The 13,213-nt window shown below is 69.3% G+C and carries 10 protein-coding genes; 5 read left to right on the forward strand and 5 right to left on the reverse strand.

Annotated features, from left to right (window positions below; translation table 11 throughout):
- Positions 1-36: 36 nt before the first annotated feature.
- The 5 genes from AC1DXK_RS13355 to AC1DXK_RS13375 form a co-directional block, all read right to left on the reverse strand.
- On the reverse strand, positions 37-801 hold the full coding sequence (locus tag AC1DXK_RS13355) for an anti-sigma factor (protein ID WP_457108124.1): 765 nt from the start codon (positions 799-801) through the stop codon (positions 37-39).
- Between the two features lie 100 nt (positions 802-901).
- On the reverse strand, positions 902-1,549 hold the full coding sequence (locus tag AC1DXK_RS13360) for a sigma-70 family RNA polymerase sigma factor (protein ID WP_457108125.1): 648 nt from the start codon (positions 1,547-1,549) through the stop codon (positions 902-904).
- A gap of 57 nt (positions 1,550-1,606) precedes the next feature.
- A complete protein-coding gene (locus AC1DXK_RS13365; RefSeq protein ID WP_457108126.1) occupies positions 1,607-2,161 on the reverse strand; it encodes a glutathione peroxidase in 555 nt (184 codons plus the stop codon).
- 116 nt (positions 2,162-2,277) lie between these two features.
- Complete coding sequence (locus AC1DXK_RS13370; protein ID WP_457108127.1) at positions 2,278-3,969, reverse strand: methyl-accepting chemotaxis protein; 1,692 nt, start codon at positions 3,967-3,969, stop codon at positions 2,278-2,280.
- Positions 3,970-4,203: 234 nt separating this feature from the next.
- Positions 4,204-5,331, reverse strand: coding sequence for a patatin-like phospholipase family protein (locus tag AC1DXK_RS13375; protein WP_457108128.1), 1,128 nt, complete (start codon positions 5,329-5,331; stop codon positions 4,204-4,206).
- Positions 5,332-5,689: 358 nt separating this feature from the next.
- Between AC1DXK_RS13375 and ispG the strand changes: the two genes are divergently transcribed.
- The 5 genes from ispG to AC1DXK_RS13400 all read left to right on the forward strand — a co-directional run bounded on the left by ispG (position 5,690) and on the right by AC1DXK_RS13400 (position 13,191).
- The gene (gene ispG, locus AC1DXK_RS13380; RefSeq protein ID WP_457108129.1) at positions 5,690-7,036 is read left to right on the forward strand and encodes a flavodoxin-dependent (E)-4-hydroxy-3-methylbut-2-enyl-diphosphate synthase; all 1,347 of its coding nucleotides are present in this window, start codon (positions 5,690-5,692) and stop codon (positions 7,034-7,036) included.
- 313 nt (positions 7,037-7,349) lie between these two features.
- A complete protein-coding gene (locus AC1DXK_RS13385) occupies positions 7,350-9,359 on the forward strand; it encodes a potassium transporter Kup (RefSeq protein WP_477298007.1) in 2,010 nt (669 codons plus the stop codon).
- A 218-nt stretch (positions 9,360-9,577) separates the two neighbouring features.
- Positions 9,578-9,913 (forward strand): DUF6968 family protein, encoded by a 336-nt coding sequence (locus AC1DXK_RS13390; RefSeq protein WP_457108131.1) that lies wholly within the window; start codon positions 9,578-9,580, stop codon positions 9,911-9,913.
- Positions 9,914-10,369: 456 nt separating this feature from the next.
- Entirely contained in the window at positions 10,370-10,849 is a 480-nt protein-coding gene (locus AC1DXK_RS13395; RefSeq protein ID WP_457108132.1) for a (2Fe-2S)-binding protein, read from the forward strand.
- Positions 10,850-10,878: 29 nt separating this feature from the next.
- Entirely contained in the window at positions 10,879-13,191 is a 2,313-nt protein-coding gene (locus tag AC1DXK_RS13400) for a xanthine dehydrogenase family protein molybdopterin-binding subunit (RefSeq protein ID WP_457108135.1), read from the forward strand.
- Positions 13,192-13,213: the final 22 nt, after the last annotated feature.

A 13,213-nucleotide genomic window follows, 5' to 3' on the forward strand; every position in this document is an offset into this window, starting at 1 on the left:
ACCCTGTCGAGGGTCGGGGGCCGGGTCAGCCCGCCGTCAGCGGACGCTGGTCCCGGCGCCGAGGAGGCTCGCCGCCTGCCGGAGATCCCCGTCGTCCCGTGGGCCGCTCAAGGCGTAGGCCGTGTCGCCGGCGTTCCACGACACGACGTCGCCGTCGTCCGAGCCGGTGAGGGTCGCCGGACCACCGCGGATGCCGCGGGTGGCGAACAGCGACGCCTCGCCGAAGCGCCCGGCCTCCAGGGCGAGTTCGATCCCGGTGCCGTGCCGGGCGGGGAAGACCTGGATGTCGCGGACGCGCCAGCCATCGGGGAGCGCCGGAAGATCGATGCCGGTGGCGGCGCGAAGGCGCCCGCGGTCGTAGACGGGATCGTCGCCCTGGCCGCCGATGCTCTTGCGCAGCTGCGCGACGGCCCGGGCCTGCCGCGCATCCGCGATCAGAACCGGATCGGGCGTGGCCGCCTGGGTGTCGGGAACGCCGAACCGGCCGATCTCGTCATGGGCGAGCCAGCCCGCGCCGACCAGCACCGCGATGGCCGCGGCCCGCTTCAGGCGGGAGGCGACCCGCCGCCAGCGCAGGTTCCGGTCGAAGCGCCGTGCGAGGACGACGTTCCGGTCCGGCCCGGGGCCGGGCACGCGCTCGAAGCAGGCCCGCAGGGCATCGCGATCGTGCATCTCGGCCATCACCCGGGCCGCGGCCTCGGGATGGGCCGCCAGATGCGCCTCGACGTCGAGGCGGCGCATCGGGTCGATCTGCCCGTCGACGAAGGCGATGAGATCGTCGTCTGTGATCGGATCGATCATCGTGAAGTCCTCGAATCCAGCGTGCCCCGGAGGCGGTCCGCCGGTCGCAATCGTCAGTCAGCGCCGGCACCGGGGTGCCGGCCGGTCGTCGGCGCCGTCCTCAGTTCTCCCCGGCGGCGCGCCGGAAGGACCAGGCGGGACGGCTCCGCGGCTCGTCGGACACGACGAGTCTGAGCGTGGACGGCGGCCCGCGCCGCGGATCGGATGGCCTCTCGGACATCCTGGCGGGCTCCGCCTCGCCGGAGGTCCGCTCGGACCGCGTCCCCTCCTCGAAGGCCCGCAGGGCCGCCCGGCCGCGGCCGAGGCGGGACATCAGCGTGCCGATCGGGATGCCGAGCACGGCCGCCGCGTCGGCGTAGGCCATGCCGTCCAGGGTGACGAGGTGAAGCGCGGCGCGCTGCTCCTCGGGCAGCGTGAGGAAGGCCTGCCGGATCTGGGCGAGGCGCACCTGCCCCTCCTGGGCCGGCGGCGCCATGTCCTCGGACATCCGCACCAGCGTATCGGCATGCCGCGCCTCGACCTGCCGTCGGCGCTGCTCGTCGATGAAGGCGTTGTGCAGCACCGTCATCATCCAGGTGCGCAGATTGGTGTTGGGCCGGAGCGTGCCCTGCATCTCCAGAGCCCGCACCAGGGTGTCGTGCACGAGATCGTCCGCCCGCAGCGTGTCGCGGGTGAGAGACCGGGCGTAGCGCCGCAGGGGCACCAGCAGGTCGATGAGGTCCGGGCGCTTGATCTTGTCCGATGCCATGGGGTGTGAACGGCGGCCGCCGGCCGTTTAATCCCGCATGGCGGTCCGGCGTCGCATTCAGGCTTGGTCGAGGGCGGCGGCGATCCCGGAGATCACCCTTGGATCGGTGGGTTCCACCTGCGTGGCGAAGGCGGCCGCGAGACTGCCGTCGCGGGCGATCAGATACTTGTGGAAGTTCCAGCGCGGCGTCTCGGCCGGACGCTCGGCCGCCGCCCAGCGGTAGAACGGGTGGGCGCCCGGCATCTTCACCCGGGTCTTGGCGGTCAGCGGGAAGGTGACGCCGTGATTCTTCCGCGCGGCCTCCGCAATGGCCGGACCGTCCAGGGGCTCCTGGTTGCCGAAATCGGGGGACGGGACGCCGATCACTGTGAGACCCCGGTCGCCGAAGCGGGTCCACAGCGTCTGCAGCCCGGCGAGCTGGCCGGCATACCCACAGGCCGTGGCGGTGTTGACCACGAGGATGGGCCTGCCCGCATAGGCGGAGAGCGGCATCGGCCCGCCCTCCGGCGCCTCGAAGGCGAAATCCGTCGCCCGCGTCGCGTCGGCGGCGCGGGCGCTGCCGGCAAGGCCGGCACCGATGAGGACCAGGAACTCGCGGCGCAAAACGGTCATGGCGGCAGCCTCGTTCCGAATTCAGCTGCGCGAACGCGCCAAGCCGCCCGGTGTTTCTCCCACCGGACCGGTCTTTTCGCCGCAGGGCCACGCCCGATCGGCGGGATCCTCCCCCCTTATCCGGCCCGGACCGAGGCCAGGAAGCGGCGAACCTCCGTGTCGAGCTGCCGGGCCTGGGTCGAGAGGCCGGACGCCGAGCCCAGGACCTGCGCGGCGGCGGCGCCGGTACCCTCGGCGGCACGGGCGACGCCGGCGATGTTGCGCGTCACCGCGCCGGCTCCGACCGCCGCATGCCCGACGTTCCGGACGATCTCCTGGGTGGCCGCGCCCTGCTGCTCCACCGAGGAGGCGATGCCGCTGGCCAGCACGCTGATCTCGTGGATGCGGCCGACGACAACCGTGATCGCCTCGGACGCGTCTCCGGTCCAGGACTGGAGGTCGCCGATCTGCCGCGCGACCTCCTCGGTGGCCTTGGCGGTCTGACCCGCAAGTTCCTTGACCTCGCTCGCCACCACGGCGAAGCCCCGGCCGGCCTCGCCGGCCCGGGCCGCCTCGATGGTGGCATTGAGCGCCAGCAGGTTGGTCTGCGCGGCGATCCCAGAGATGAGGCCGACCACGTCGCCGATCCGGGCGGCGCCCTCGCGCAGGGTCTCCATCAGACCGGCGGATTTCCCCGCTTCGGTCACGGCCGCGCTGGCGAAACCCGCCGAACCCTGCACCTGCCGCCCGATTTCCGTGACGGTGGTGCCGAGTTCCTCGGCCGCCGCCGCCACCGTGTTGATGTTCGAGGCCGCCTGCTCGGCCGCCGACGCCACCGTGGTCGATTGCTGCGCGGTCACCGTGGCGGCCGCGCTCATGCTCTCGGCGATGGATTGCAGCTCGGTCGCGGCCGTCGAGACGGCGCGCACGACGCCGCCGACCGCTGCTTCGAACCCGTCGGCCAGGGCACGCATGGCGTCCTGGCGCTGGATTTCCGAGGCCGCCCGTGCCTGGGCCGCCTCCACTTCAAGGATCTTGGCGCGGGCCAGTCCATCTCGGAAGACGCCCACGGATTCGGCCATCGCGCCGATCTCGTCGCGGCGCCCGGCACCGGGCACTTCGGCGGACAGGTCGTCGGCGGCGAGGCGCCCCATGGCGACCGTGATGGCGCGGATGGGCTTGGCGATCCCGAGTTGCAGGAGCGTGAGTCCGATCAGGGCGACCCCCACCATGCCCCCGAGACCGACGAGGCACGCCAGGCGCATCGCGGTGATCGCCCGCTCCTTGTCCACGGCCCGCTGCCGCATCAGCACCCGTTCGGATTCGGCGATCTCGGCCGCCTTGGCCCGGATGCCGTCCATGATCGCCTTGCCGTCGCCCGAACTTGCCATCCGGCGCGCCGCGTCCCGTGTCGCGGGGTCGCGCATCAGGGCGATCGTGCGTTCGGCGAACTCCGCGTCCCACCGCCCGGCCAGGGCGCGCAGCGCTTCGAGCCGGGCCACCTGAACCGGGTTGTCCACGGTCAGGTGCCGCGCCCTCTCCCAGGCCGCGCGGAACACGTCGCGGCCGGCTTGATCGGGTTCCAGGAAGCCGGGTTCGCCGGAGATCATGTAGCCGCGCAGGCCCGTCTCCCGGTCGATCATCCCGGTGGTCATCCGACCAACCTCCGTGAGYACGGCCTGCGTGTGCTCGGTCCAAGCATCGGCATGCTGTATCCGGCCGATATTCCGTAAGGAAATCACGGCAACGGCGACCATGACGGCCAGCATCAAGGCCATGACAAATGCGATCTTGACGCTGATCCTGAAATCCGACGAACGAAATATCATGCTCTAAGCACCCACCCCAAATTGCGAAGACCTCTCAAGCTTTCGCAATCCTGGATTCGGGTCGTAGGGGAGGCATGTAAACGATATGTTTCAGTCTGCGCAAATTTCTCGCATGCAAGTCATGGCACAATCGAATTACATTAGTAATACGATGCAAATCATCTTCAATCACGGCGCGGTTTATTCAAAATTATTCCATCTCGATATTACACAATACCCCGCAAACGTCGACCATCACTGATACGTCTGCTGCAGATCGATCGTGCAATCCCGGCCGACCCGCTCGTAATTCTCGGCGAGCCAGGCCTGCGCGGCGGCGCGGCCCTTGTCGCGCAGGCGCTTGAACACGGTCCAGCGGGCGTCGAGCTTGGACGCCGCGTTGTAGTCCTCAAGGGCATCGGTGCCGTCGATCCGGTGCACCAAAACCCTCCGGTACTCGCCCTGGCCGAGGGTGCCCTCCTCGATGAGACCGTCCAGGAAGTCGATGGCCCGCAATTCCCGCATCAGGTTGGCGTTGAAGGTGATCTCGTTGAGCCGGTCGCGGATCTCGTTCTCCGTGCGCGGAGTCTCGCGCCGCTCGACCGGGTTGATCTGCACGAGGAGGATGTCGCGGGTCTGGGCGCCGCGGTGCAGGGGATAGAGCGGCGGATTGCCGAGATACCCGCCGTCCCAATATGGCACGCCGTCGATCTCCACGGCGTGGAAGACGGTCGGCAGGCAGGCGGACGCCATCAGGTGGTCGACGGTGAGGCGCTCGCGCTCGAACACCGCGAGCTTGCCGGTCCAGACATTGGTGGCCGAGACGAACAGGCCCGCCGTATCCGCCTCGCGAAGCCGCGCGAAGTCCACCTGCTCGGCGAGGGCCTTGCGCAGCGGATTGATGTTGAGCGGATTCGACACGTAGGGGCTGGGCGCCAGCACCTTCGACCAGAACTCGGCCACCGGATTGCCCTTCCACAGGCTGAACAGGCCGCTGACGAAATGGCGCTGGGTCGGCCCGAGATCGCCGTCGAGGCTGACCTCCCGCCAGAAGCGCTCCAGGCCCTGGCGGGCGCCGTCCGGACCGCCCTTCAGCCAGCCATCCACCAGGACGACGGCGTTCATGGCCCCGGCGCTCGCCCCCGTGACCGCCTCGAACCCGAGGCGCCCGTCCTCGATCAGGGCGTCGAGCACGCCCCAGGTGAAGGCGCCGTGCGCGCCGCCCCCCTGGAGCGCCAGGGCGACCGGCTTCTCGGCCCTGGGGCCGGCGAGCAGGGTTCCCTGCGTCTGCGAAGCCTGCGCGTCGATGCCGTCCGAGACGGGCGACTCGGGCACAGCGGTGGCGGGATTGTGCGGCTCGGTGCCGCCGGATTGCTCGCTCATGTCGGCCTCCTGATCAGGGCGATAGATGGGATGTTGCAGTGCAACAGCAACCGGGAACCAGGGTTGCAGGCCACCCTCTGCCTCGCCTCGACCCGAGCGAATCGGCCACAGCGACGGATGAAAACCCGGTCGCCGCCGCGGCTGTCGCCCGTCGAACGTGCAGCAAACTCGACATCCGCGGCCGGATACGACATGACAGCCGCGATGCTGTCCTGCGCGGCGCCGGCTTGACGCGGCGCCGGGTGATCCGCAGCTAACCCGCGGCAGCCCCGAAGTTCCGGCGAGGCGTGTCCCCGGGACCGGCCCGGCAGCCGTGACGGCTCCGGCACCCCGCGAGGCGCGCACGCGAAGGTCCACGATGGAAGTCATGGAAGCCACCCGTTCCGAAACCACCGCCGAAATCCCCGCCGGCGAGAACCCGCTGGCCGCAGGCGGCCCGGAGATCGCCGGCCCCGCCCCGCGCCACCGCACGGTCGGCGTCACGGTCGGCGAGGGCGAGGGCGCGGTCATGGTCGGCGGCGGCGCGCCGATCGTCGTCCAGTCGATGACCAACACCGACACGGCCGACATCGACGCCACCGTGGCGCAGGTCGCCCAGCTCGCCCGGGTGGGCTCGGAACTCGTCCGCATCACCGTCGATCGCGACGAGGCGGCCGCCGCCGTGCCGAAGATCCGCGAACGTCTCGACCGGATCGGCGTCCACGTACCGCTGGTGGGCGACTTCCACTACATCGGCCACAAGCTGCTCGCCGACCATCCGGCCTGCGCCGAGGCGCTGGCCAAGTACCGGATCAATCCCGGCAACGTCGGCTTCAAGGACAAGAAGGACACCCAGTTCTCGGCGATCATCGAGCAGGCGATCAAGCACAACAAGACCGTGCGGATCGGCGCCAACTGGGGCTCGCTGGACGGCGAGCTGCTCACCCACCTGATGGACGAGAACGCCAAGGCGCCGCGGCCGATCGATGCCCGGGCGGTGATGCGCGAGGCGATGGTCCGCTCCGCGATCAGCTCCGCCGACCGCGCCGTGGAGCTCGGCCTGCCGCAGAACAAAATCATCCTCTCGGCCAAGGTCTCGGCCGTGCAGGACCTGATCGCCGTCTATCGTGAGGTGGCGCGCCGCTCGGATTACGCGATCCATCTCGGCCTCACCGAGGCCGGCATGGGCTCCAAGGGCCTGGTGGCGGCCTCCGCGGCCATCGGCGTGCTCCTCCAGGAGGGTATCGGCGACACGATCCGCTACTCGCTGACCCCCGAGCCCGGCGGCGACCGCAGCGTCGAGGTCAAGGCGAGCCAGGAACTCCTGCAGACGATGGGGTTCCGCACCTTCGTGCCGATGGTGGCGGCCTGCCCGGGCTGCGGCCGCACGACCTCCACGACCTTCCAGGAGCTGGCCCGCGACATCCAGAACTGGATCGTTACCTCCATGCCGGAGTGGAAGAAGTCGTATCCGGGCGTCGAGGGGCTGAACGTCGCCGTGATGGGCTGCATCGTGAACGGCCCGGGCGAATCGAAGCATGCCGATATCGGCATCTCCCTGCCCGGGACCGGCGAGACCCCGACCGCGCCGGTCTTCATCGACGGCAAGAAGGCCATGACCCTGCGCGGCCCGACGCTCGCCAAGGATTTCGAGACGATCGTGATCGACTACATCCAGCGCCGATTCGGCCAGCAGGGCGGCGGCACCCGCACCGCTGCGGAGTGAGTCCGGCCCTCGGGCCGGTTGAGCCCCGAGGCTGGTCGGCGGCCGCGCGGGGCGGCGCCCGTCCGCGTCGTTTCCCCTTCGCACCGCGGGAGAGCGCGGCGGCCGGGCGGAAACCCAGGGCCGCAATCTTCGCAGAGGCACCCGGTTTCCGGCCGCACACGGCCGTGATAGCAAGGCCGCACGATCCCGCGAGCGGTCGGCCCGGTGGCCGGCCCGCACGGTTCGGCGGAGTCTTCGCGTTTTCTGCCCGGCCCTGACTGGCCCCTGAGCCGAACCGCGAAGCGCCGGCCACGTCCGAGCTTCCGACATCCGCATGAGCCACAACTTCGCACCCGGCGTAGCAGCCCAGCCCGCGCCCGACGCCGCGCGCGGCACCGCCGCGGGAGCCGACGGCACCGACAGCCAGGGAGCCGTGCACGGGCCGGCGACCTCCGGCACCCTCGATGCCCCCGAGAAGGCGGAGACGCGCCACGGCCATGCCGGCTTCTGGACGCTCCTCGTCGGCTCCGTCGGCGTCGTCTACGGCGATATCGGCACGAGCCCGCTCTACGCGTTCCGCGAGGCGCTGGTCCCGGCCCGGACCGACGGCATCCTCCTGCCCGAGGAGGTGATCGGCACCGTCTCGCTGATCCTCTGGGCTCTCTTCATGATCGTGACGGTGAAGTACGTCGCGATCCTGCTGCGCATGGACAACAACGGCGAGGGCGGCATCCTCTCGCTCATGGCCTTGGCGCGGAAGGCGCTCGGCGGCTCGCGCATCGTGTTCATGCTGGGATTGATGGGCGCGTCGCTGTTCTACGGCGACGCGGTCATCACCCCGGCGATCTCGGTGCTCTCGGCGGTGGAGGGCCTGAAGCTCGTCACCCCCGCCCTCGACGACTACGTCCTGCCGATCACCGTGGTGATCATCGTCGCGCTGTTCCTCGTGCAGAATCGCGGCACCGCCAAGGTCGCGGCCTTCTTCGGGCCGGCGACGATCGTGTGGTTCGTCGCGATGGCGCTGGCGGCCCTGCCGCACATCGCCCTGCACCCGGAGGTGTTCCGGGCGGTCAATCCCTGGCACGCCGTGGTCTACCTGCTGGGCCACGGCACCGGCGCGCTGGTGGCGCTCGGCGCCGTGTTCCTGGCCGTGACCGGGGCCGAGGCGCTGTTCGCCGATCTCGGCCATTTCGGCCGCAAGCCGATCCAGGTGGCGTGGATCGGCCTCGTCTTCCCGGCGCTGGCGCTCAACTATCTCGGGCAGGCGGCCCTGGTGCTGGAGAAGCCCGACACGGCCGACCCGTTCTTCCAGCTCGTGCCGGCCTGGGGCCTGCTGCCCATGGTGGTGCTCGCCACGATCGCCACCGTGGTGGCGAGCCAGGCGGTGATCACCGGCGCCTTCTCCCTGTCCCGTCAGGCGATCCAGCTCGGCCTGCTGCCGCGGCTGGAGATCCGCCACACCTCCGAGTCGCATGCCGGCCAGATCTACCTCCCGCAGATCAACGGCCTGCTGATGTTCGGCGTCGTCCTGCTGGCGATCCTGTTCAAGACCTCCTCGTCCCTGGCCTCGGCCTACGGCATCGCGGTGACCGGCACGATGCTGCTCACCGCCTCCCTGACCTTCCTGGTGATGTGGCGCATGTGGAAGTGGTCGCCGGTGGCGGCGGCCGCCGTGATGCTGCCGTTCATCGTCCTGGAGTTCCTGTTCCTGCTCTCGAACCTCATCAAGGTGGTGGAGGGGGGCTACGTGCCGCTCCTGCTGGCGGGCGGCCTGATCATCCTGATGTGGACCTGGGTTCGCGGCGTCACGATCCTGTTCAACAAGACCCGCAAGACTGACGTGCCGCTGGTCGAGCTGGTCGGCATGCTGGAGAAGAGCCCGCCCCACCACGTCCGCGGCACCGCGGTGTTCCTCACGAGCGATCCCGAGATCGCCCCGGCGGCGCTCCTGCACAACCTCAAGCACAACAAGGTGCTGCACGAGAAGAACGTGATCCTCACCGTCGAGACGGTGGACACGCCCCGCTCCAACGAGGCCGACAAGGTGCGGATCGAGCCGGTGGGCCCGCATTTCTACCGGGTGGTGATGAAGTTCGGCTACATGGAGACGCCGAACATCCCGAAGACGCTGGTGCTGCTGCGCCGCCAGGGCTTCAAGTTCGACATCATGGCGACGTCGTTCTTCCTGTCGCGCCGCTCGATCCGGCCGGCGGCGCATTCCGGCATGCCGCTTTGGCAGGACCGGATCTTCATCACCCTCGCCAAGAACGCCAACGACGCCACGGACTTCTTCCAGATCCCCACCGGGCGGGTGGTGGAGGTTGGGACGCAGGTGACGGTGTAGTTGGGAAATCCGGCAGACGCGCAGTAATTTCGGTCAAATATTCATGTAATTCCGGTATTTTACCGCCAATATTTATGTAGTCACGTAATAATGTGAAACTCTCAGTCGAATGGCCGCTTAATTTCCGCGGTTGATTCGGATCTGCACATATGAAACATTGCGACTCGCCGTCTACGAGATGATTCCGACGCGTCATCGCGCCTTTTCGAGGTCGAGCCATGGTGATCGCGGAGCGATCTCTCTCGATACAGGGCGGATCCGAGCCAAAGGCGTGCAAGATTACGATGCACGAACCTGAAAACGCGGACGGGATGTGGATCTGCCGCTATACGATTGAATGGCCGAACGCTCCGGAACAGAGCTTCGGCGCTGGCGTCGACGCCTTTCAAGCGCTCCACCTCACGCTCCAGAAAATCGGCATCTCACTATATGCCAGCGCCTATCACAAGGCGGGCACCCTGGTGTTCGACAGGCCCGGGAGAGGCTACGGCTTCCCAATGCCGAAGAATGGACGTGAGCTTTTGATCGGAGACGACAAAATCTTCGACGGGTGAGCACCGGACCCGCGCTCCGGCTGATCAACGCCATCGTCGCGGGCCGCTGCTCTGGTGGAAGATCGCTGGAGCGTGACGGCGCCGGCTCGCCGCGTTCTCAGGGCGGGATCCAGGCCCCTGATCGGCAGAGGTTGATCGGGCAGCACGCGATGGCACGGCCGGACTGGCCACGCCCGACGCGCGGACACAATCTCAGGTTGTTCCCATGAACCCGCACCTCATGTGCGCCGCCGCACGCGGCATGATCTGAGCGCAACCAAGCGAGGATGACCGGCCCTGTCCGTGCGTTGCGCCCAGGGTGAGGCCTGCCTTAGAATGCTTATTATTCTGAGCTCGCGCGTTCACCCGGCGGCACGACCGCATCGGCGGACGTGAGCCGACCAATCCGGCATCGGCCCCAGGCCCGGCTCGGACCCGATCGAACGCCGCTCCGGCGCCGCCAGACAGGACGCATCGATGATCAAACTCACCGTGAACGGGGCTGCGCGCAGCTTCGACGGCGACCCCGACATGCCGCTGCTGTGGTACCTGCGGGACGAACTCGGGCTCACCGGCACCAAGTTCGGCTGCGGCGTCTCGCTCTGCGGGGCCTGCACGATCCACCTCGGCGGCGCGGCGACGCGGGCCTGCATCACGCCGGTCTCGGCGGCCGCGGGCCAGGAGGTCGTCACCATCGAGGGCCTGTCGCCGGACGGCAATCACCCGGTGCAGGTGGCGTGGCGCGACCAGAACGTCGCCCAGTGCGGCTTCTGCCAGTGCGGCCAGATCATGCAGGCCGCCGCCCTCCTGAAGGACACACCGAAGCCGTCCGACCAGGACATCGACGACACGATGAGCGGCAACATCTGCCGCTGCGGCACCTATCCGCGCATCCGCGCCGCGATCCATCAGGCTGCCGGCCAGGCGGCACCCGCCAGCAAGGGAGAGCGCCTGTGATTCAAGAAGCCATTGCCTCGGCCCAGCGGATGGCCGAACGGGCCGCGACCACGCCGACCCTCGCGCCGGTACTCGACAATGTCAGCCGCCGCGGCATCCTCGGCGGCGCCGGCGCCCTCGTCCTGGCGCTGAGCCTGCGCGGCCCGGCCCGGGCCGAGGACGCCAAGGCCGAGGAGCAGAAGTTCGGCGCCGACGGCATGCCGCATGGCTGGCGCGACGATCCGAAGGTCTTCGTGGCCATCGCCCCCGACGGCACCGTCACGGTCACCAACCACCGCTCCGACATGGGCCAGGGCATCCGGACCTCGGTCGCCCTCACGGTCGCCGACGAGCTTGAGGCCGACTGGTCGAAGGTGAAGGTGGTCCAGGCCTGGGGCGACGAGACCCGCTTCGGCAACCAGGACACCGACGGCTCGCGCTCGACCCGCCACTTCTTCCAGCACTTCCGCCATGCCGGCGCGGCCGCGCGGCTGATGCTGATCCAGGCTGCGGCCAAGCAGTGGAGCGTGCCGGCCTCCGAGGTGACCGCCGTCAACCACACCCTGACCCACGCCAAGTCGGGCCGCACCCTCGGCTACGGCGCCGTGGCCAAGGCCGCCGCCGAGCTGCCGGTGCCCACCGACGTCACGCTGAAGGACCCGAAGGACTTCCGCTACATCGGCACCGGCAAGATCGGGCTGATCGACAATGTCGACATCACCACCGGCAAGGCCGTCTACGGCCTCGACACCAAGCTCGACGGGATGCTGTACGCGGTCGTCGCGCGCCCTGCCGTCTACGGCGGTAAAGTGAAGTCCTTCGACGACGGCGAGGCCAAGAAGGTCCCGGGCGTCGTGAAGATCTTCAAGATCGACGGCGGCGAGATCCCGTCCGAGTTCATGCCGCTCGGCGGCGTCGCCGTGGTGGCCAAGAACACCTGGGCGGCCCTGAAGGCCCGGGACGCCCTCAAGATCACCTGGGACGACGGCCCGAACGCCGGCTACGACACGGATGCGTTCCGCAAGGAGCTGGAGGCCGCCGCCCGCAAGCCCGGCAAGGTCGTGCGCACGCAGGGCGACGTCGACGGCGCGATGGCCAAGGCCAAGACCAAGGTCGAGGCCGAGTACTTCGTGCCCCACCTCGCCCAGGCCCCCATGGAGCCCCCGGCCGCGGTGGCCCGGGTGAAGGACGGATTCTGCGAGGCCTGGGCCTGCGTGCAGGGCCCGCAGGCCGCCAACGACCGCCTGATGAAGGCGCTCAAGCTGCCGGACGACAAGGTCAAGGTGAACGTCACGCTGCTCGGCGGCGGCTTCGGGCGCAAGTCCAAGCCCGACTACGTGGTCGAGGCGGCGCTCTGTTCGCAGGCTGTCGGCGGTGCGCCGGTGAAGCTCGCCTGGACCCGCGAGGACGACCTCCACCACGGCTTCTACCACACGATCTCGGTGGAGCATCTGGAGGCCGGCCTCGACGAGAAGGGCATGCCGGTGGCGTGGCTGCACCGCTCGGTGGCGCCGACGATCGGCTCGCTCTTCGCGCCGGATCCCAAGCACGAGCTGCCGCTGGAGCTGGGCATGGGGCTGGTCAACACGCCCTTCAACGTGCCGAACCTCCGGCTGGAGAACCCGGAGGCCGCCGCCCATGTGCGGATCGGCTGGTTCCGCTCGGTGTCGAACATCCCGCACGCCTTCGCGATCCAGTCCTTCGTGTCGGAGCTGGCGCATGCCGCCGGCCGCGAGCCGAAGGAGTACCTGCTGGAGCTGATCGGTCCGGACCGGTCGATCAGCCCGACCGAGATCGGCGACGTCTGGAACTACGGCGAGGACCCCAAGCGCTACCCGATCGAGACCGGCCGCCTGCGCGGCGTGATCGAGGCGGCCGCCAAGGGCGCGGGCTGGGGGCGGCAGATGCCCAAGGGCACCGGCCTCGGCATTGCCGGCCACTACAGCTTCGTCACCTACACGGCGGTGGCGGCCGAGGTGGAGGTCGACGACAAGGGCCAGGTGAAGGTGAAGGCGGTCGACATCGCGGTCGATTGCGGGCCGCAGGTGAACCCGGAGCGCATCCGTTCGCAGATGGAGGGCGCGGTGGTCATGGGGATGGGGCTCGCCCTCACCTCCGAGATCACCTTCAAGCAGGGCCGGGCGGTGCAGAACAACTTCGACGGCTACGAGGTCCTCCGGATCGACGCCGCCCCGAAGGCCGTTCGCGTCCACCTCGTGCCGTCCGGCAGCTATGACGGCCCCCTCGGCGGCGTCGGCGAGCCCGGCGTGCCGCCGGTGGCACCGGCGATCGCCAACGCGATCTTCGCCGCCACCGGCCGGCGGGTCCGGCAATTGCCGATCCGCGATCAGCTGAGCGCCTGAACCGGCATCCGTCGCGATGCGT

Source organism: Methylobacterium sp. P3_A11 (assembly GCF_056403155.1).